Here is a 19,161-nt window from a genome sequence, read left to right on the forward strand (position 1 = left end):
TTTGGGGGCAGACGGGTGAACAAACGGCCTGTTATTTCAAAAGTTTGTACGCTTCGGCGGGCAGGTTTGATAATGCAACATAGAATCAGCGCGAATCCGTCAGGGCTGGTCGAATTCCGACTTCGGCAGGAACCGCCGCTGAACCAGAACGTCTTCGCAATCCAGCCACGCACCGTCAGCACACGGTCGCTGTTTCCACTCAATGCTTGCTCTTTCCTCGGAGTCTGAATGTCCGCCACCGCAACCAGAAGATCGAGCTTGAGTTCGCGCTCGTTCCGCGCGCTTTTGGGCCTAGAAGCGGGCGTGGCCCTCGGCCTGGCAGGCACCCTCTTCTTTTTTGTCGCAAGCAGCGTCGTTGCCTATCTCAACCTGGAGGCCCTGCAACGGGGCAACGAGAGGATTGTACAAACCCACGTTGCCATTGTTTCTCTCGACGAACTGCTGTCGCTTGTTCAGGATGCCGAGACCGGTCAGCGTGGGTTTTTGTTGACCAATAGTGGGGGCTACCTTGCCCCCTACAACGCGGCAGTTCGCGCCATTCGGCCAAAACTCGATCAGATCGGTCAACTGACTGCGAGCAATCCGGGCCAAAGTCAGCGGCTGGTGGCTCTCAGGCAACATGTGGACGCCAAGCTCGCGGAACTCGGGGCGACCATCGATCGGAGACGGGCCGACGGTCTTGAGGCGGCGATTGCGATGGTAAACTCCGATCGCGGCAAGATCGAAATGGATGCCGTCCGCGCGCAGATTGCGGCCATGTCGGGCGCTGAGCTGGAAGTGCGCCTTGATCGATTGGCCGAAATGGAGAATGCGCAGAAGACTGCGCGGCTCAGCACTCTGCTTTCTGGTCTTCTCGGAATTGCTTTGACCGCAGCAATCGCCCTCCTCATTCGCAAGGCCACGATCGTCCGCCGAAGGGATGAATGGCTTCAGGCTGGTCAGGTCGGGTTGGCGTCGGCGATGATGGGCGATCAGTCGATCGAGCAGCTGAGCAAAAGTATTCTCGACTTCCTGGCGCCTTACGCAGGCGCCATTGCCGGTGCGATCTTCATTCGCGGTGATGGTTCGTTCCAGCGGGCTTGTAGTCGTGGCGTTCCGCCCGAGGCGAACTTGCCAATGACGGTTCGACCCCGCGAAGGCCTCTTGGGTCAAGCGGTTGCGGAAGGGGGTTCAATCGTCGTCGACGATGTCCCGGATGGTTACCTGGCCTTCGGTTCCGGGCTTGGGATGGACAAACCACGCCATCTCGCGATCCAGACCGGAAAGGTCGATGGTTCAGTGAATTCGGTGATCGAGCTCGGCTTTCTTGGGCCAATCGACGAGACCATCGTCACCTTTCTTGACCGCGCATCGGAGGCTATCGCGATTGCCGTGAAGGCAGCGACCTATCGCGGCCAGCTTCACGACCTGCTGGAGGAAACGCAACGGCAGTCCGAAGAGTTGCAAACGCAAAGCGAGGAGCTGCGCGTTTCAAACGAAGAGCTTGAAGAGCAGGGGCGGGCGCTGAAGGAATCTCAGGCGCACCTCGAGCAGCAGCAAATTGAACTTGAGCAGACCAATGCTCAGCTGGAAACACAAGCCCAGCGGCTTGAGGCTCAGCGCGACGAGCTGGAGCGCGCGAACGTATCGATATCGGCCAAGGCGAAGGAACTAGAGCAGGCAAGCCAATACAAATCCGACTTCCTTGCCAATATGTCCCACGAGTTGCGCACGCCGCTGAACTCTTCCTTGATTTTGGCCAAGCTGCTTGCGGACAATCCCGACGAAAACCTGACTGAGGAGCAGGTGAAGTTTGCCAAGACGATCCAATCCTCGGGCAATGATCTCTTGAACCTGATCAACGATATTCTCGATCTCTCCAAGATCGAGGCCGGGCATGTCGAAATCCGGCCGGAAACCGTTTCGCTCGAGCGACTGGCTCGCAACCTTCGTCAGGTGTTTCTGCCGCTGGCGACCGAGAAGAAACTCGGGTTTTCCGTTGAACTTGCTGAGGAATGTCCGCTCACTATCGAGACCGATCCGTTGCGGCTTGAACAAATTCTCAAGAACTTGCTTTCAAATGCGATCAAGTTCACCGAGACCGGCAAGGTCACCTTGGTGATTGGTTCGGTTGGCGAGGGCAAGGTTAGCTTCTCCGTCAGCGACACCGGAATCGGAATTGCACAGGAACATCAGCGGGCGATCTTCGATGCCTTCCACCAGGCCGATGGCACAATCAGCCGTAAGTATGGCGGCACCGGGCTCGGCCTTTCCATCTCTCGGCAACTGGCGCGGCTTTTGGGCGGAACGATCGTGCTTCAAAGCCAGGCGGGACGGGGTAGTACGTTTACCGTTACCATCGGGGAACGGTTCGATGTGGCCAAGCCGACAGCTCTTGCGCCAAGTCCAGGAACGCTCGCAACGACGGTCACGGCGCAAAAGGCAGGTACGGTTACGCCCAGGCCGATCCGCCGGATCGACGACGACCGAGATGTTCTGACAAATACAAAACGCGTGCTGCTGGTAATCGAAGATGATGACACTTTTGCCGGCATCGTGCGTGATCTGTCGCGGGAAATGGGCTTCCAGGCAATTGTCGCGGCAACCGCCGAAGAGGCGCTTTTGCTTGCGAAGGAATTCATGCCAAGCGCCGTCGTGCTCGATATAGGGTTGCCGGACCAATCGGGCCTCGCCGTCCTCGACCGGCTGAAGCATGATGTCTTGACCCGTCATATCCCGATCCATGTCGTGTCGGGGAGCGATCACGCCGAGAGTGCCTACTCTCTCGGGGCTGCCGGTTATGCCATCAAGCCCGTCAATCGAGAAGAACTGTTGAAGGTTCTGCAAAAGCTCGAGGCGCGGTTTACGAAACAAATGCATCGCGTCCTGGTCGTCGAGGACGATCCGGTGCAGCGCGAAGCGGTGGCAAAACTGATCGGCACGCAGGACGTCGAGACGGTGACCGCCAGCACCGCCGCCGAATGCCTTGACCTCCTGAAGCACCAGACTTTCGACTGCATGGTGCTTGACCTGTCGTTGCCTGACGCGTCGGGATATTCGTTGCTGGAGACGTTGAGCTCACAGAGCGCTTATGCCTTCCCGCCTGTCATCGTCTATACTGGACGCGAACTCTCGGCGGATGACGAGCAGAAGTTGAGGCGCTTCTCGAAGTCGATCATCATCAAGGGGGCAAAATCCCCCGAGCGACTGCTCGATGAAGTGAGCCTGTTCCTGCATCAGGTGATATCGGAACTGCCGGACGAACAGCAAAAGATGATCCGCAAGGCGCGCAACCGCGATGCGCTGTTGGAGGGGCGTCGCATTCTCGTGGTGGAAGATGATATCCGAAACGTCTACGCGCTAACCAACATTCTTGAACCGCGCGGTGCGATCGTCGAGATCGCGCGCAACGGCCGCGAGGCACTGGAGGTTCTCGAAAAAGCTTCATCTGGCCCCGGGCGCCCGATTGAGCTCGTGCTGATGGACGTCATGATGCCTGTGATGGATGGTTTGGTCGCGACCGCTGAAATCCGAAGGAACCCGACTTGGAAGAAGTTGCCGATCATTGCGCTGACCGCCAAGGCAATGCCGGACGATCAGGAGCGCTGCATTGAGGCTGGGGCGAATGATTACATGGCCAAGCCGCTGGACGTCGACAGGCTGCTGTCGCTGGTGCGTGTATGGATGCCCAAATGAGCGAAGCCACCGCCGTTGAAAAGGTAGAAGACATCGAAATCCGGTTGCTGCTGGAAGCACTGTTTCTCAAATACCACTATGACTTTCGCAACTATGCGATGGCCTCGATCAAGCGCCGCCTGAAAAAGGCGCGCGAACAACTGGGGTTCGATACTTTCTCGGCGATGCAGGAGGGACTTCTGCACGATCAGGCAATGCTGCCGCAATTGCTGCGTTTTCTGACCGTCCAAGTGAGCGAGATGTTTCGCGATCCGAGTTACTTCCAGGCGATCCGGGAAAAGGTCGTTCCCCACTTGAGGACCTACCCTTCCTTGAAGGTGTGGATTGCTGGCTGCAGCAGCGGCGAGGAGCTTTATTCGCTGGTTATCCTGTTTCGCGAAGAAGGCCTCGAAGATCGAACGATCTTCTATGCCACTGACATCAGTCATGAAGCGCTGGAGGCGGCCGAGGCCGGCGTCTATGCACTCGACAGGATACAGCTTTTCACCGAGAACCATCGCAAATCGGGTGGAAAATCATCGTTGTCGGACTACTATCAGGCGGCATACGGCAAGGCGCTGTTCGATAAGACCTTGCGCCGCCATGTCGTGTTTTCGGATCACAGCCTGGTGACCGACGCCGTTTTTGCAGAAATGCACCTCATATCGTGCCGAAACGTCATGATTTACTTCGACCGCGCGCTTCAGGACCGCGCGGTGGGTCTTTTCAAGGACTCGCTCGCTCGCAAAGGTTTCCTCGGGCTCGGCGCCAAGGAGAATTTGCGCTTTTCCCTTCATGCCGATGCGTTCACGGATTTCGTGCGTGAGGAGAAGATCTACCAAAGGCGTGTCGAATGACGCCAGCAAAAGCTCAAGCGGTGATCATTGGCGCTTCGGCGGGGGCTGTCGAAGCACTTTCGGCAATCCTGCCGGCGTTGCCGCGAAGCTTCCCGTTGCCCGTGATCGTGGTCGTTCACGTTCCATCCGACAGGCCGAGCCTTATGGTCGACCTTTTTCGTGCAAAGTGCCGGTTGCCTGTCGAGGAGGCCGAGGACAAACAGTCGCTCGAGGCCGGCACGATCTATTTTGCACCGCCGGACTATCATCTGCTCGTTGAAACGGACAGGAACCTGTCCCTTTCCTCTGATGAGCCTGTCCTCTTCTCCCGCCCGTCAATCGACATACTTTTCGAAAGTGCTGCCGATGCCTTCGGGCCGGATCTTATCGCGATTGTCCTGACCGGCGCCAACCGAGATGGGGCAGACGGCCTGGCGGCTGTCCACAATGCAGGCGGAACGGTGATCGTGCAAAACCCCGAAGGCGCTCACGCTCGCGCCATGCCGGAAGCTGCAATCCAATCATGCCCGAGCGCCCTCGTCCTGTCGCTCGATGCCATTGCCGAATACTTGAAAGAGGTCTGAGAACAACTATGGAGCCCGTCCCATTTCTACTGGTCGATGACCTCGAGGAAAATCTCATATCGCTGGAGGCACTGCTCCGCCGAGACGATCGCCTTCTCATGAAGGCGCGGTCCGGCGATCAGGCGCTTGAGATCCTGCTTCGACAAGACGTGGCGCTCGCGCTTGTCGACGTTCAGATGCCGGGTCTGGACGGTTTCGAACTTGCCGAGTTGATGCGCGGCAACGAACGCACGCGACACATTCCCATCATCTTTGTGACGGCGGGTATTGCAGACGGCCGACGCCGTTTTCGCGGCTACGAGGCTGGCGCGGTGGACTTCATCCAAAAGCCGATTGAACCGGACGTTCTGTCAAGCAAAGTCGACGTGTTCTTCGAACTGTACCGGCAAAGGCAGCAACTCGCCGCTCAACGAGATGAACTCGCTGCCCAGGCGCAGGCGCTTAAGCAGGCAGCAGAGCACAAGGATATTCTGCTGCGGGAAATCAATCACCGCATCAAGAACCTGTTCAGCCTCACCGCCGGGTTGATCTCGGTGAGCGCCAGGCAAGCCACAACCGTTTCCGATCTAGAGGCTGATCTACGGTCGCGGCTACACGCACTGTCTCGCGCCCACGAACTTACGCTGCCCGACCTTGTCGGGGAGGACGATCGCGGAGATATTGCGACGACGGTTGTGGCTCTGTTGAAGGCGATCGTTGCGCCACACGACCACGCTCACGGCTCTCGAATCCTGATCTCCGGAACGGACGCTCCCCTCGGCGACAAGGCACTGACGTCAATGGCGCTCCTTCTGCACGAACTGACCACCAACGCTGTCAAGTATGGTGCCCTTTCCGGCCCTGCGGGGCAATTGAGCATCGACCTTTCGACTTTCGACGAAGAACTTCACGTCAAGTGGAGTGAACACGGATCACATCCGTTGTCCGAGAGCTCCGAAAGGACGGGATTTGGAACAACGTTGGAGAAAGCGGCAATCTTGGGATTGAACGGATCGCTGGCGCGAAATTGGCGGACAGATGGGCTTTGTCTGGCGCTCCGCATCCCGCTAGCTAGTTTAAAAAACTGATCGGTCCCCGCAAGGACGCTTGACGCACTTTTGTTTGTGGTGTGCTGGCATAAAGCTGCTAATCGAGCAGTTTACCGGGGTTAGTGCCCATTCCCGGTTGCTCCTAAAATCGGTACTCGCCGACGTCCCATTTAATAGGTTAATCGCTCATTCTATAAGGGCGCGCGACCAGAGATATTCATTCGCCCTGCGGACGGGACTCGACGCTGCTCGGGCTTGAATTCCGGTCTGCCTGCCACACCTAAACTTTACCCGGGCCTGCGGAAATATAAACGCTCGTTGTCGCAGTCCCTATCGAAACCGAGCCCGTACGGGCTCGTCCCAGCGGGGCGCATATGAGCCAACGTGAACCTGCCGACGACACGCCCTGGATTAAGAAGGCCGACGAGTTGGAGGCGCTGTTCCAATTGACGGACGGACTATACCGCGCAGAGTCCGAGACCGATGCTTTCGATGCGACATTCGATGCGATCGAGCGGGCGCTGGGGTGTTCGCGGGCTTCGATCCTGCTTTTTGACCGCCACGGAGTGATGCGATTCGTCGCTTCCCGCGGGCTCTCGGAGGACTATCGTCGGGCAGTTGATGGACACTCGCCGTGGAAGCCGGGAGATCGAGATCCTATTCCCATTTTCGTAAGCGACATAGAGCTTTCTGACGAGCCTCAGGCGCTCAAGAACGCCATACGAGGGGAGGGTATCCGCTCCCTCGCATTCATTCCTGTGACCGTCGATGGCATCGTCGTTGGCAAATTCATGACCTACCGCGACGTCGCTCACGTCTATACCGCTGACGAAGCCACCCTGTGCCTCACTATCGCCCGGCAACTCGGGTTCAGCATCGAGCGGAAGCAATCGGAAGAGGCGCATCAACGTGCCGAAGAGGGACTTCGCCGCACCAATGAACGGTTGCGTGTCATCCTCGACAGCGCGAGCGAATATGCCATCATAACGCTCGACGCCGACGGACGGATCGCAAGCTGGAACAGTGGCGCTGAACGCCTTTTGGGCTATCTCGACAGCGAGGTCCTTGGTCTCTCCGGCAGTATTTTCTTCAGTCCTGAGGATCGAGCCTTGGAAATCCCACAACAGGAAATGCGAACCGCGGCCGAAACGGGACGTGCCGCGAACGAGCGTTGGCACTATCGCAAGGATGGGTCACGGTTTTGGGGCTCAGGTGTCATGCTTCGTGTCGAGGAGAGCGGGCCTGATCGCTACCTCAAGATCTTCCGGGATCGAACAGAGGAAAGAAGGGCGGAGAAGAGGCAGAAGCTCTTGGTGGGAGAGCTCAATCATCGGGTGAAGAACACCCTGGCTACCGTGAATTCCCTCGCGGAGCAAACATTGAAAAGCTCCGAAACGCCCGAGGCGTTCGCCCAGGCTTTTAACACTCGTCTGCTCGTTCTTGCCAAGGCGCACGACTTGCTTACGCGGGAGGCTTGGCAGGCCGTAAACCTGAGCGATATCGCTCAAACGGTTCTTACCGCTTGGATTGAGGACGGGCGCGTCTCGATCCAAGGCGCTGCGATCCGCATCGATCCGAAAAAAGCTCTGGCGCTTTCCATGGCGTTCAACGAGTTGCTGACCAATGCGATCAAACACGGTTCACTTTCGAACCAGGTTGGTCGGGTCGCATTATCATGGCAATGCCAGGAGGTATGCAGCGTTCTTTGGGAGGAGCGCGGCGGACCTCCGACGTCTGAACCGGACCGCCAAGGGTTCGGTCTACGGGTTCTAAACCGAGGTCTAGCCCACGAACTCGGATATCCGGTCGAACTGCGGTTCGAACCGGATGGCCTCAGATGCACAATGAGCATGGATTTCAGTAGCAAACAGCCCTCGGGAGCGCAGTAAAGTTGACAATTTCAACAACATTAGCGGGACGTCGAGTGCTCGTCGTTGAAGACGAAATGCTGGTGGCAATGTCAATCGAGGACACTCTGCTTGCGGCTGGAATGCAGATTGTGGGCCTTGCTCCGACTGTGGATCGGGCGCTGCAATTACTTAACGACGCGACGAAAATCGACGTCGTCGTGCTCGACATGAACCTCAAGGGACACAGCGGGCTTCCCGTGGCTGACGCGTGTTATCAGCAATCGATTCCGTTTCTTGTCCTAAGCGGATATGGGACGTCGGCCTTGCTTGGGACCAGCCACACAGCTCCAGTTCTCTCCAAGCCGTTTTCGAACTCTGTCCTGGTGGAAGCGCTGGACGCGGTACTTGAGCAGAAGAACGGGGAGGCATCTTCATCCGTGTGATCAGAATGAATGCCCTGCCCCGAGGTAGCCTGCCCGTCCTTTCGGCCTCCTCTGGTGCGATTGCCTAACGTCATTTGGCGCGATGGTGGCTCTTGGCCTGCACCGGCTTACAGATCGGCAATGTCGCCCTGCTCGCTGACGGGGGGGCGTCTGTTTCCATGACCGTCGCAGGCCACTCCAAAAGAAGGCCAGCGCAGCTCCGAGCTCCGTCGACGTCATCGAGGAAGGATCTACAATCTGTGTGCCATCGACACGAATGATCGTCACTTGGACGCGGGCCGTCGCGGAACTCAGCGTCAACGAAGGAGCGGAAACTAAAACCGTTCCAGCATCTTCTTGAGAGTTACGTTCTGCGCACGGAGTTGTTCCCCCAGCAGTTTTCGGAGGCGGCTGTTTTCCGCATCAAGTGAAACCAACTCTTCCAAGAGCATCGTTGGCGCCGATCTCGACTCCAGATCCGACTGTTGCTCTGTAGGTTCCGAAGCGGTCCTCGGGGAGGGGCGGGGAGGATGCTTCCCGCTGGCGCGTTTCGGTAAACCGCGGGTCCTGGCGACAGTGAGCGGGCCGATTGCGGTCTCGCGAGCTTCATCAGCGACATTGGAAATTAAATGCGCCGCAGCGACCTGGTCAGCCACCTCATTCGCCGGCTCGGGCGCCGTGATCACGGCCGGTTCGTCAACAAAACTCGGGACATGAGCATCAGAGGCGGGATCAATGCCGCCGTCGGCATTCAATTCTTGACGGCCGAACAGATGAGCCGCTTCGTTTTCAACCTCGCGCGCAAGGGTCTTGAGATCTGTGTTGCCCCAGATCGAACCCGCTTGCACTTTTGGCTGACGGCGGCCGGACTTGAACTCAACAACGAACCTGCGTTGTGGCGTTTTCATATAGTTTGAACCCAATGTAGATCGACGTGCTGCGGCATGATCGGCTGCACAACGTCGGGTGCAACCTCGCATCTCAGCCGCCCGCCAAAGGAGCGGTGGAGCCACAGCGCTCAGCGCGTGGCTTCTCCGGGCCTCAATCTATGCCAAGCCTCTTGCGCAGGTCGGCATTCTCAGTGCGCAGTTTTTCCGCCAGGAGTTTTCGCAGCTTCTGGTTCTCGGCGTCGAGCTTCACCAGTTCGGCGAACTCGTCGCTGGCCGACGCGGGCTTTTTGCTCGTCTTATCATCCGCCTTTAAGCTACCCTTCCAATTATAGTAGGTCTGCTCGGATATTCCTGCGCTTTTAATCGCATCTTTGATCGTGCTCGTGCCGTCTGCGACCTGGGCCCCGATCTGCCTCAGCTTCTCGAGTTTATCTTGTTCGCTGAACTTACGGGACTTGGTGGGTTGCGTTGATGCTGTTGCCTTCGAAGTCGCCCGTGTGGTTTCCCCAGCCGCTTTCTGACGCTTCGTCGCGCTTCGCTTTGCTCGCTCGGGTGGGTGCACAGTCGTTGCGTCCTCCGCAACCAGGGTGGTTGGCGTCGTGTTTTCGTCAGGCATGAGTGATCCCTTTTTTATGGTCGCCCTTTTTTCAACCGAGTGAAGACCAGAGTCAACATTACTTGCCGGTCGATTTTTGGTGCCGATCCAATAGGGTATACGGATTGGCTAGATGTTTTCCATGCCGGAACAGCTCGACGTTAGACCCGAGGGTCGAGATCGGCGTTCGCCAATAGGGCTTCCATTGCACTGCTGGCTCAACGGTTGTCGATGGGGCGGCGTAGCACTTCCCCATCGACAACAAGGTTCAAATTGCGTGTATTGGCATCTGCACTCATCTTGCCTTTGCTTTGCCAAGGACAGATGTGACGGCCTCGACCGCCGCTTTCACCACAACATTGGCCTCATCCTTTGTGAGGCAAAGCGGTGGCGCAAAGCCGAGGATATCACCTTGCGGCATGGCCCGCCCGATGACGCCGCGCTCAAGCAGGGCAGCCGCAACTTGCGGGCCGATCTTCTTTGCCGGATCGAAAAATACCCGGTCGTCCTTATCCTCGACGAACTCAATTGCGGCCATCAGGCCATCGCCACGTATTTCGCCCACATGTCTGTGGTCAGCGAGTGCCTTCGTCAGTTCGGAGCGGAAATAAGCGCCCGTGCTGTCGGCATTTTCAACCAGGCCCAACTCGTCGATCAGTTCGAGGTTGGCGACCCCCGCGGCCGCACAGATCGGATGGGCGGAATAGGTCCAGCCATGGCCGATCGCGCCCAGTTCGTCAGATCCTTGCACCAGCACCTGCCACATCTTATCCGATACGATCGTGCCGGAAAGCGGCGCGTAGGCCGAGGTCAGACCCTTGGCAATGGTGATGAGGTCGGGCTTCATGCCGTAGTGGTCCGATCCGAACATGGTGCCGAGGCGGCCGAAGCCGGTCACCACCTCGTCTGCGACGAGCAGGATGTCGTATTTTTCGAGCACAGCCTGGACCTTCTGCCAGTAGCCCTTCGGCGGCGGCACGATGCCGCCAGTACCGAGGATCGGCTCGCCGATGAGGGCGGCGATCGTCTCCGGTTCTTCCGCAAGGATCATCTCCTCGAGCTTGTCGGCGCAATATTGCGAGAACTGCTCTTCATCCATCGAGCGATCGGGGCGTCGGAAGAAGTAGGGTGCTTCGGTGTGCAGGATCGGCGCGCGCGGCAGGTCAAAGGCGTTGTGGAATAGATGCAAGCCGGTCAGAGAGCCCGTCATGACGCCGGAGCCGTGATAGCCGCGCCAGCGGGAGATGATCTTCTTCTTTTCCGGCCGGCCAAGGATGTTGTTGTAGTACCAGATCAGCTTGATGTTGGTCTCGTTGGCATCGGAGCCTGAAAGACCGAAATAGAGGCGGCTCATGCCCGCCGGCGCACGATCGATGATCATCTTGGAAAGCGTGATCGACGCTTCCGTACCGTGGCCGACATAGGCGTGATAATAAGCAAGGTTCTTCGCCTGCTCGGCGATCGCGTCTGCGATCTTCTGCCGGCCGTAGCCCACATTGACGCAATAAAGGCCAGCAAAGGCATCGAGGCTCGTCCTGCCGCTGGTGTCGGTAATATACACACCTTCGCCGCCGCCGATCACCCGGGTCGGTGTTTCACCACGCGCATGCATGCCCATATGCGTGGAGGGGTGGAAGAAGTGATCACGGTCCCAGGCGCTGAGTTCGTTGCTTTTTTCGAGCATGGTCTTTCCTTTCGCGTATGAAATGTGGCGCCTGCGCTCAGGCGGCCGTATCGATGCAGAGATATTTGAGTTCGGTGAAGGCCTCGATGCCGTGGCGGGAGCCTTCGCGGCCAAGGCCCGACTGTTTCCAGCCGCCGAAGGGGATCGGTCCACCGGTGATCTTCACCCGATTGATCGCGACCATCCCGTACTCCAAAGCCCGTGCAAGACGCATCTGGCGCGCGCCGTTTTCGGTGACGACATAGGCGACGAGGCCGTACTCGGTGTCGTTTGCCCGGGCGACTACTTCGGTCTCGCTGTCGAAGGCGGTGACCGCGGCAACCGGGCCGAAGGTCTCCTCACGCATGATCAGCGCATCGTCCGGTACATCCGTCAAAAGGGTCGGCTCGAAGAACAGAGCGCCTGTCTTGTGGCGCTTGCCGCCCGCCAGCAGCTTTGCGCCGCGCTTCAGCGCATCGGCGACCTGTTCTTCCACCTTGGCGATGGCACGCTCATGCATCAGGGGGCCGATCTCGGCGTCTGGTTCGAGGCCCGAGGCAACCTTCAGCGCTTCGATGCGAGCCTTGAAGGCCCGCGTGAAGTCCGCAAGTGCAGGGCGCTCGACATAAATGCGGTTGGCGGCGAGGCAATCCTGCCCGGATGTGGCGAATTTCGCCGCCATTGCGATGTCGGCAGCCTTCTCGATGTCGGCATCGGCAAAGACGATCAATGGTGCATGGCCACCGAGCTCCATCACCATCCGCTTCATGGTGTCAGCGCACTGGCCCGCAATCAGCTTGCCGATCTGGGTCGAGCCGGTGAAGCTCATGGCGCGAATACGCGGATCGGCATTCATGCGGCCGACGATCGTGGCGGCATCGCCGGTCACCACATTGAAGACACCCGCGGGAAGCCCAGCCCGCTCGCCAAGTTCGGCAAGGGCGAGCGCTGAAAGCGGCGTTTCGCTGGAGGGATGCGCAACGACCGTGCAGCCGGCGGCAAGGGCAGCTGCGGCCTTCCGGGTGATCATGGCTGAGGGGAAGTTCCACGGCGTCACGATCCCGACGACGCCCAGCGCCTCGCGCCGCACGATCATTTCGGCTCCGGGCAGATGGCTGGTGACGCTTTCCGCATTCAGCCGCTTTCCTTCCTCCGCGTACCATTCGACGAAGGAGGCCGCGTAGTCGATTTCACCGCGCGATTCGGCGAGTGGTTTGCCCTGTTCCAGCGTCATCAAGAGCGCAAGGTCCTCGCGCGCCTCCAGTATCAGGTCGTGCCACTTGCGAAGAATAGCGGAACGCTGCTGCGGCAGCATGCTGCGCCAGGCGGGCAGTGCGTCACTCGCCGCCGAGATGGCTTCTGCGGCCTCATCGGCACCAAGGGCTGCGACCCAGGCAAGCGTCGCCGACGAGGCAGGGTCCGTCACCTTGAAGCTTGCGCCGTCGCGGCTAGCAATCCAGCGCCCCCCGACATAGGAGAGCTCCCTTAAGAGGTGCGGATCGGCAAGGCGGGCAAGCGCGTCGTGAAAGGTCGTGCGGGCAAATACGGCGGTCATGGCAGCCTCCTCTTGGTGTCTGGAGGGAGTCTGCCAGAGGGCGAGGGACAGATTGTCCATTGCCGGGGTGGGCGTCAGAGACTTTGGCTAAAGATTGGCCCGGCCGTAGACAATCTCTCTATTCGGAAGGGGGAAGCAACGTCTCGAGTGGAAGCACGGTCTCCTCCTTCACCGTCTTGGTGACGATGTAGGTGAAGTAGCGGTCGATGCCGAGCTCACGGTCAAGCAGGCTGTCGACAAGGCGCTGGTACGCATCGATATCACGCGCCACGATCTTCAGGATGTAATCGACGCCACCGCCGACCGACCAGCAGGCCACGATTTCGGGCGTTGTCGCGACAGCCCGTTCGAAGCGTTCGAAATCCACTTGCCGATGATTGGCGAGCGTCACCTCCATCATCACGCTGGCAACAGGCGCAACGCGTCGCACCGCAACACGCGCGTGATATCCCGTGACGATGCCGGCCCTTTCCAGCTTGCGCAGGCGCAGCCAGCAGGGCGTTGGTGATAGACCCGCCCGTTCCGCCAGCGCCAGCTTGGTGATGCGTCCGTTCTGCTGGATCGCCTCCAGGATACGCAGGTCGATGGCGTCGAGTTTCATTCGGGGCGCCCTCCGGGCGGGGATCGTGTCAAAGCGGAGGAAAAGACAATGGGAAACCATTTTGGCATTGTCAATTGAACTGATTTTGAGCACTGTCGAAATCATGACAAATTGGCGACCCGACATATCCCAGTTGCGCCGGCCGGCCTATCTCTCCCTCGCCGAGCAGATCGCCCGCGCCATCCAGGAAGGGCATCTGCCGAACGGGACGCGCCTGCTGCCGCATCGCAAGCTCGCCGACGACCTGAAACTTTCCGTGCAAACCGTCAGCCGCGCCTACGACGAACTGATCCGACGAGGGCTCATTTCCGGAGAAATTGGTCGCGGTTCCTTCGTGCAGACAAGGCCGAAGGAGCCTGAGCCACCCTACCTGCCGGAGCGTCTTGGCGAACTGGTGGATCTCTCGATCCTGAAACCTGTGTGCGAGCAACTCCATCTGGAGCGCATGCGCGCAGCCTTCGGGTGGCTGGCGGAGAACCTGCCGTCAAGTTCGGCGCTTTCCTTCCGGCCGAATATGGTTTTCCCGCGCCATCGCACCGTCGCGGCCGAGTGGCTGTCGCGGTGCGGTCTCGATGTATCGCCCCTCAATATCAGTCTGACGAATGGCGCAACCTCAGGCATGACGGTGGCGCTGATGAGCGTCGCTCCGCCGGGCTCGACCGTTGCGACCGAGGCGATCAGCCACCACACGCTCGTGCCGCTTTCCAGCTACCTTGGCCTTCATCTCGAGGGCTTGCCGATCGATCGCGAAGGCATGATCCCCGAGGCGTTGGATGAAGCTTGCCGCACCGGCGTGATCCGCGCCGTCTTTCTCCAGCCCTCGGTGATCAATCCGACCGCGGCGTTGATGGGGCCCGAGCGCCGGCAGGCGCTTGCCGAGGTCGCACGACGCCACGATATCGCGATCATCGAGAACGACATCCTGGGGCCGCTTGTGGAAGGTCGGGCGCCGCCGATTGCGGCCTATGCGCCGGAGCGCACCCTCTACGTCACCAGCTTCACAAAGATCACGGTACCGGGCCTGCGCATCGGCTATCTTGCCGCTCCGGATCGCTATGTCGCAGCGGTTGCCAACCGCCATCTCGTCTCCAACTGGATGGCGACGCCTTCAATCGCCGAGATCGCAACACTTTGGGTCAGCGACGGCACGGCGATGGAACTCGTCAATTGGCAGCGCCGGGCACTTGGCGTTCGTCACGCGATCGCCGAGGATGCGCTTGCGGGCTTGCCCTATTATAGCCATCCGCAGAGCCTGCATGTGTGGCTACCCTTACCGGAAGGGCATGCGGAGGAAGGGTTCGTATCCCAGGCGCGTCTGCGCGGTGTCGCTATTGCGCCCGGCTCTTCGTTCCGCACGGCCGACCAGGGTTGGCAGCCGGCGGTGCGCATTTCGCTCGGCTCGACCACCGAGCAGGAATTGCGCACCGGACTTGGCATTCTCTCCTCACTCGCCAGCGGAAATCCAGAAGCGCTGTTGCTCGCGATTTGAGTGAACTGCCTTGCAAATGGGCGATGTCAGAATAATTGTACTGATATTATTATTGACATTGACATGATTTTGTTTGCCGCGCATCGTTGCTCCATCACTTGTCTCAATAGGGAGAGACATGCATGGCAGCGCCGATCATCCGCATCGACAACATCACCAAACGCTACGGTCCCTTGACCGTACTCGACGGTTTGTCGATGGACGTGCTGCCGGGCGAAAAGCTGGCGCTTATCGGTCCCTCCGGATCGGGCAAGACAACGATCCTGCGCATTCTCATGACATTGGAGGCGATCAGCGGCGGCCATATCGAGGTCGACGGCGACCAGCTCTATCATATGCCGAAGAACGGCAGCCTCGCGCCGGCCGACGACCGCCATCTGCACAAGATGCGCGAGAAGATCGGCATGGTCTTCCAGCACTTCAATCTCTTCCCGCACAAGTGCGTGCTCGACAATGTCACGCTCGCGCCGATGCTGACGAAAGGCATGGCGAAGGCCGCGGCGGAGAGGCGGGCGATGGAGCTTCTCGACATGGTGGGCATGGCCGACAAGGCAAAGAGCATGCCCGCGCAATTGTCCGGCGGACAGAAGCAGCGCGTTGCGATCGCCCGGGCGCTGGCTCTTTCGCCAAAGATCATGCTGTTTGACGAGGTGACCTCGGCACTCGACCCGGAACTGGTCGAAGAAGTGCTGAATGTCATGCGCAAGCTTGCGGTCGAAACAGACATGACCATGCTGCTCGTCACGCATGAGATGGGTTTCGCCCATGATTTTGCCGATCGCATTCTCTTTTTCGACCGCGGCAAGATCGTCGAGGAGGGCAAGCCGGACGAGATTTTCCGCACGCCCAAGCAGGAACGCACGCAGACCTTCCTGCGCAAGATCATCGCGGCAGGGCACCGCGTCTGAGCGGCTTTGCCGCCCGGAAACAAGGCTCCAAACAAAAACCAGGGACAGCCAGAGGAGTTCGCAACTATGAGCATGAGAACCTTTTTGACCATAACCGCCAGCGCGGGCGCCCTCACGGCAATGGTTGCCGCAGCGCCAGCCTGGGCCGACGGCAAGCTTGAGGAACTGAAGGAACAGGGTTTCGCCCGTGTCGCCATCGCCAACGAACCGCCCTTCACGGCAGTTGCCGCCGACGGCAAAGTTTCTGGTGCAGCTCCGGACGTCGCGCGTGAGGTCTTCAAGCGCCTCGGTGTCGAAGACATCGTCGCCTCGATCTCGGAATATGGCGCGATGATCCCGGGTCTTCAGGCCGGCCGTCATGATGTCATCACTGCCGGCCTCTTCATGAAGCCGGAACGTTGCAACGCGGTTGCCTATTCAGAACCGATCCTTTGTGACGCCGAAGCCTTCGCGCTGAAAAAGGGCAACCCGCTGAAGCTCAAGAGCTACAAGGATATCGCCGACAACCCGGACGCCAAGATCGGCGCGCCAGGTGGCGGTACGGAAGAAAAGCTCGCGCTCGAAGCCGGCGTCCCGCGCGATCGTGTCATTGTCGTTCCGGATGGCCAGAGCGGCCTGAAGATGCTGCAGGACGGCCGTATCGACGTCTATTCTCTGCCGGTGCTTTCCATCAACGCTCTTGTCGCCAAGGCGAACGACCCCAGTGTCGAAGTCGTGGCGCCGGTTGAAGGCGCGCCGGTCTATTGCGACGGCGCGGCCTTCAAGACGGGCGAGGAAGCCTTGCGCGATGCCTTCGACGTGGAACTCGCAAAGCTCAAGCAGTCGGGCGAGTTTGCCAAGATCATCGAACCCTATGGCTTCTCTGCCGCGGCCGCGATGTCGACGACCCGCGAAAAGCTCTGCGCCGCCAAGTAAGGCCGCAGCAATTGGGCCTCTTCCCAAACCGGGGAGAGGCAGTCCGCTCCCTCGTATATGGAAGAACGATGACCGACTGGTCCGGCTACATAGGGCTGATCCTTGAAGGCGCGCTCGTGACGCTTGAGCTTACCGTGCTCGGCTCCTTGCTCGCGCTCGTCATGGCATTCGTCGCGGGTCTTGGGCGCGTCAGCCGCATTTTCGTGGTTCGCGCGCTTGCCACCACCTATATCGAGTTTTTCCGCGGCACGTCGATCTTCGTCCAGCTGTTCTGGGTCTACTTCGTGCTGCCATTCGCCGGCGTCACCTTGTCGCCGCTTCAGGCCGGCGTACTGGCGCTGGGACTAAACGTGGGAGCCTATGGGGCGGAGGTCGTGCGCGGCGCGGTCAAGGCGATCGGCCGCGAGCAACGCGAGGCCTGCATAGCGCTCAATCTCTCGCGCTATCAGTCGATGCGTTACGTTGTCCTTCCGCAGGCCCTGCCGCTGATGCTTCCGACCTTCTGCAACAACGCGATCGAGCTCTTGAAGGGTACGGCCGTCGTGTCGCTGATCTCGCTCACCGACATGACCTTTCAGGCCCAGGTGGTCCGCGCCCAGACCGGCAGCACGCTCGTTCCTTTCGCAACGATTCTCGTGCTCTACTTCCTGATGGCACTCGCCATCTCCAACGGCATGCGCTGGCTGGAACGCCGGGTAACGCGCGGCCTTGATGGCGTGAGGACCTGACGATGGAATGGGACTGGAATTTCGTTTGGGAAATCATGCCGACCCTGCTTGAGGGTCTGAAGATCACCATATTGGCAACCGTTTTCGGCGCGGCACTCGCTGCCATCATCGGCCTCGTCTTTGCCATCCTGCGCATGACCGCGCCTAAGCCGATTGCGAAGGTCACGGGCTTCATCGTGGAGTTCATTCGCGGCACGCCGCTCCTGGTCCAGCTCTACTTCATCTTCTTCGTGTTGCCGGATATTGGCGTTCGCCTGCCGGCAATGCTCGCCGGCATCATCGGCCTTGGGCTCCACTATGGCACCTATGCGGCGGAGGTCTACCGCGCCGGTATCGAGAACGTGCCGCGCGGCCAATGGGAGGCGGCCAAGGCGACGAACCTCACCGGCCGCCAGACCTGGGTCCACGTCATCCTGCCACAGGCGATCCCGCCGATGATCCCGGCGCTCGCCAACTATCTGATCGCCATGTTCAAGGAGACACCGCTCCTTTCCGCCATCACAGTGCTCGAACTGATGAACCAGGCGAAAAGCGTGGCCAACAGCAGCTATCGCTACATCGAGCCGATGACGCTGGTCGGGGTCTTCTTCCTGATCATGAGCCTGATCTCCGTCGTCTTCCTGCGCTGGCTGGAAGAACGATACGCCCAAGTGGAGGAGCGCTGATGCGAGCGGTCGATCTTACACTTTCCTCGCGCATGCCGAAGCTGGATGAGCGTCCGCTCGACAAGCGGATCGGCCTGATCATCCTTGCGACCGACCACACCACGGAAGTGGACTTCCATCGCATGGTGGCAAGCGAGCGGATTGGCGTCTATGCGACGCGCATTCCCTACGCGAACCCGGTGACGCCGGAGAACTTGCGCGCCATGCAGCCCTCGCTGACATCAGCGGCCGCACTGATCCTGCCGGACGAACCTCTAGACATCGTCATGTATTCCTGCACCTCCGCGTCCGTCGTCATCGGCGACGCGCAAGTCAAGGCGGCGGTCCATGCGGCCAAGCCAAGTGCTTCCGTCGTCACGCCGACTGCGGCGGCGGCCTCTGGCCTCAAGGCGTTCGGTGCCAAGCGGATTTCGGTACTGACGCCCTACACGATCGAGACCAGCGAGCCGATGGCTAACTATTTCGTGTCGCTCGGCTTCGACATCGCCCGTTTCACTTGCCTCGGTCTTGATGACGACCGGGAGATGGCGCGCATTTCTCCGGACGAAATCGTCGCCTTTGCGAAGCAAGCGACGGCGCCAGACAGCGACGCGCTTTTCATATCGTGCACGGCGGTGCGGGCGGCAGGCGTCGCGGCCGAGATCGAGGCCGTCATCGGCAAGCCGGTCGTTACCAGCAATCTCGCCACCGCCTGGGCCTGCCTGCGCCTCTGCGGCAATGAGACGGCACGGCCGGATCTCGGGCAACTCATGACACTTGCCTATTTGGACCGGTAGCG

Annotated in this window: 17 protein-coding genes; 12 read left to right on the plus strand and 5 right to left on the minus strand. The window is 59.6% G+C overall.

Annotated features, from left to right (window positions below):
* The first annotated feature begins 228 nt into the window (after positions 1-228).
* The 6 genes from BLU15_RS27570 (at position 229) to BLU15_RS27595 (ending at position 8,395) form a co-directional block, all read left to right on the plus strand.
* Entirely contained in the window at positions 229-3,675 is a 3,447-nt protein-coding gene (locus BLU15_RS27570) for a response regulator (protein WP_090299800.1), read from the plus strand.
* Positions 3,672-4,511: a CheR family methyltransferase gene (locus tag BLU15_RS27575; RefSeq protein ID WP_034794888.1), complete on the plus strand. Its 840-nt coding sequence runs from the start codon at positions 3,672-3,674 to the stop codon at positions 4,509-4,511. Before BLU15_RS27570 ends, BLU15_RS27575 begins: the two co-directional genes overlap by 4 nt.
* A complete protein-coding gene (locus BLU15_RS27580) occupies positions 4,508-5,074 on the plus strand; it encodes a chemotaxis protein CheB (RefSeq protein WP_034794885.1) in 567 nt (188 codons plus the stop codon). Before BLU15_RS27575 ends, BLU15_RS27580 begins: the two co-directional genes overlap by 4 nt.
* A gap of 8 nt (positions 5,075-5,082) precedes the next feature.
* Positions 5,083-6,141, plus strand: a complete 1,059-nt coding sequence (locus BLU15_RS27585; protein WP_060516671.1) for a response regulator — start codon at positions 5,083-5,085, stop codon at positions 6,139-6,141.
* Between the two features lie 335 nt (positions 6,142-6,476).
* Positions 6,477-7,991, plus strand: coding sequence for a sensor histidine kinase (locus BLU15_RS27590; RefSeq protein WP_060608035.1), 1,515 nt, complete (start codon positions 6,477-6,479; stop codon positions 7,989-7,991).
* Between the two features lie 35 nt (positions 7,992-8,026).
* The gene (locus BLU15_RS27595) at positions 8,027-8,395 is read left to right on the plus strand and encodes a response regulator (protein WP_210187466.1); all 369 of its coding nucleotides are present in this window, start codon (positions 8,027-8,029) and stop codon (positions 8,393-8,395) included.
* A 314-nt stretch (positions 8,396-8,709) separates the two neighbouring features.
* On the opposite strand, the gene BLU15_RS27600 is transcribed toward BLU15_RS27595, so the two are convergent.
* The 5 genes from BLU15_RS27600 to BLU15_RS27620 form a co-directional block, all read right to left on the minus strand.
* Complete coding sequence (locus BLU15_RS27600) at positions 8,710-9,282, minus strand: hypothetical protein (RefSeq protein WP_089045756.1); 573 nt, start codon at positions 9,280-9,282, stop codon at positions 8,710-8,712.
* A 133-nt stretch (positions 9,283-9,415) separates the two neighbouring features.
* Positions 9,416-9,880, minus strand: coding sequence for a transposase (locus tag BLU15_RS27605; RefSeq protein WP_090299802.1), 465 nt, complete (start codon positions 9,878-9,880; stop codon positions 9,416-9,418).
* A 274-nt stretch (positions 9,881-10,154) separates the two neighbouring features.
* Positions 10,155-11,543, minus strand: a complete 1,389-nt coding sequence (locus tag BLU15_RS27610; RefSeq protein WP_090299804.1) for an aspartate aminotransferase family protein — start codon at positions 11,541-11,543, stop codon at positions 10,155-10,157.
* Between the two features lie 37 nt (positions 11,544-11,580).
* Positions 11,581-13,077: an NAD-dependent succinate-semialdehyde dehydrogenase gene (locus tag BLU15_RS27615; protein WP_089045758.1), complete on the minus strand. Its 1,497-nt coding sequence runs from the start codon at positions 13,075-13,077 to the stop codon at positions 11,581-11,583.
* A gap of 118 nt (positions 13,078-13,195) precedes the next feature.
* The gene (locus BLU15_RS27620; RefSeq protein WP_034794810.1) at positions 13,196-13,678 is read right to left on the minus strand and encodes an Lrp/AsnC family transcriptional regulator; all 483 of its coding nucleotides are present in this window, start codon (positions 13,676-13,678) and stop codon (positions 13,196-13,198) included.
* Between the two features lie 67 nt (positions 13,679-13,745).
* Here BLU15_RS27620 and BLU15_RS27625 point away from each other — a divergent pair, with 67 nt between their 5' ends.
* The 6 genes from BLU15_RS27625 to eutA all read left to right on the plus strand — a co-directional run bounded on the left by BLU15_RS27625 (position 13,746) and on the right by eutA (position 19,159).
* Complete coding sequence (locus tag BLU15_RS27625) at positions 13,746-15,167, plus strand: MocR-like ectoine utilization transcription factor EhuR (protein ID WP_244546835.1); 1,422 nt, start codon at positions 13,746-13,748, stop codon at positions 15,165-15,167.
* Positions 15,168-15,289: 122 nt separating this feature from the next.
* Positions 15,290-16,075 carry an ectoine/hydroxyectoine ABC transporter ATP-binding protein EhuA gene (ehuA, locus tag BLU15_RS27630; protein WP_090299806.1) on the plus strand — a complete coding sequence of 262 codons (786 nt, stop codon included), beginning with the start codon at positions 15,290-15,292 and terminating at the stop codon, positions 16,073-16,075.
* A 72-nt stretch (positions 16,076-16,147) separates the two neighbouring features.
* Positions 16,148-16,990, plus strand: a complete 843-nt coding sequence (gene ehuB / locus BLU15_RS27635; RefSeq protein WP_371590104.1) for an ectoine/hydroxyectoine ABC transporter substrate-binding protein EhuB — start codon at positions 16,148-16,150, stop codon at positions 16,988-16,990.
* Between the two features lie 68 nt (positions 16,991-17,058).
* Positions 17,059-17,718: an ectoine/hydroxyectoine ABC transporter permease subunit EhuC gene (gene ehuC / locus BLU15_RS27640; protein WP_034794803.1), complete on the plus strand. Its 660-nt coding sequence runs from the start codon at positions 17,059-17,061 to the stop codon at positions 17,716-17,718.
* A 2-nt stretch (positions 17,719-17,720) separates the two neighbouring features.
* Positions 17,721-18,383 carry an ectoine/hydroxyectoine ABC transporter permease subunit EhuD gene (gene ehuD, locus BLU15_RS27645; protein ID WP_034794801.1) on the plus strand — a complete coding sequence of 221 codons (663 nt, stop codon included), beginning with the start codon at positions 17,721-17,723 and terminating at the stop codon, positions 18,381-18,383.
* Positions 18,383-19,159 carry an ectoine utilization protein EutA gene (eutA, locus tag BLU15_RS27650; RefSeq protein WP_060608019.1) on the plus strand — a complete coding sequence of 259 codons (777 nt, stop codon included), beginning with the start codon at positions 18,383-18,385 and terminating at the stop codon, positions 19,157-19,159. Before ehuD ends, eutA begins: the two co-directional genes overlap by 1 nt.
* Positions 19,160-19,161 lie beyond the last annotated feature (2 nt).

The organism is Ensifer sp. YR511, assembly GCF_900103045.1.
In the GTDB taxonomy this organism is placed as follows: Bacteria; Pseudomonadota; Alphaproteobacteria; order Rhizobiales; family Rhizobiaceae; genus Ensifer; species Ensifer adhaerens.

Bases quoted from the DNA above. Each gene is read 5' to 3' on its own strand.
- ehuA (WP_090299806.1), top strand. From the start codon at position 15,290: ATGGCAGCGCCGATCATCCGCATCGACAACATCACCAAACGCTACGGT.
- ehuB (WP_371590104.1), top strand. From the start codon at position 16,148: ATGAGAACCTTTTTGACCATAACCGCCAGCGCGGGCGCCCTCACGGCA.
- BLU15_RS27610 (WP_090299804.1), bottom strand. From the start codon at position 11,543: ATGCTCGAAAAAAGCAACGAACTCAGCGCCTGGGACCGTGATCACTTC.
- BLU15_RS27575 (WP_034794888.1), top strand. From the start codon at position 3,672: ATGAGCGAAGCCACCGCCGTTGAAAAGGTAGAAGACATCGAAATCCGG.
- ehuC (WP_034794803.1), top strand. From the start codon at position 17,059: ATGACCGACTGGTCCGGCTACATAGGGCTGATCCTTGAAGGCGCGCTC.
- eutA (WP_060608019.1), top strand. From the start codon at position 18,383: ATGCGAGCGGTCGATCTTACACTTTCCTCGCGCATGCCGAAGCTGGAT.
- BLU15_RS27605 (WP_090299802.1), bottom strand. From the start codon at position 9,880: ATGCCTGACGAAAACACGACGCCAACCACCCTGGTTGCGGAGGACGCA.
- BLU15_RS27600 (WP_089045756.1), bottom strand. From the start codon at position 9,282: ATGAAAACGCCACAACGCAGGTTCGTTGTTGAGTTCAAGTCCGGCCGC.
- BLU15_RS27620 (WP_034794810.1), bottom strand. From the start codon at position 13,678: ATGAAACTCGACGCCATCGACCTGCGTATCCTGGAGGCGATCCAGCAG.
- ehuD (WP_034794801.1), top strand. From the start codon at position 17,721: ATGGAATGGGACTGGAATTTCGTTTGGGAAATCATGCCGACCCTGCTT.
- BLU15_RS27615 (WP_089045758.1), bottom strand. From the start codon at position 13,077: ATGACCGCCGTATTTGCCCGCACGACCTTTCACGACGCGCTTGCCCGC.
- BLU15_RS27590 (WP_060608035.1), top strand. From the start codon at position 6,477: ATGAGCCAACGTGAACCTGCCGACGACACGCCCTGGATTAAGAAGGCC.
- BLU15_RS27585 (WP_060516671.1), top strand. From the start codon at position 5,083: ATGGAGCCCGTCCCATTTCTACTGGTCGATGACCTCGAGGAAAATCTC.
- BLU15_RS27570 (WP_090299800.1), top strand. From the start codon at position 229: ATGTCCGCCACCGCAACCAGAAGATCGAGCTTGAGTTCGCGCTCGTTC.
- BLU15_RS27580 (WP_034794885.1), top strand. From the start codon at position 4,508: ATGACGCCAGCAAAAGCTCAAGCGGTGATCATTGGCGCTTCGGCGGGG.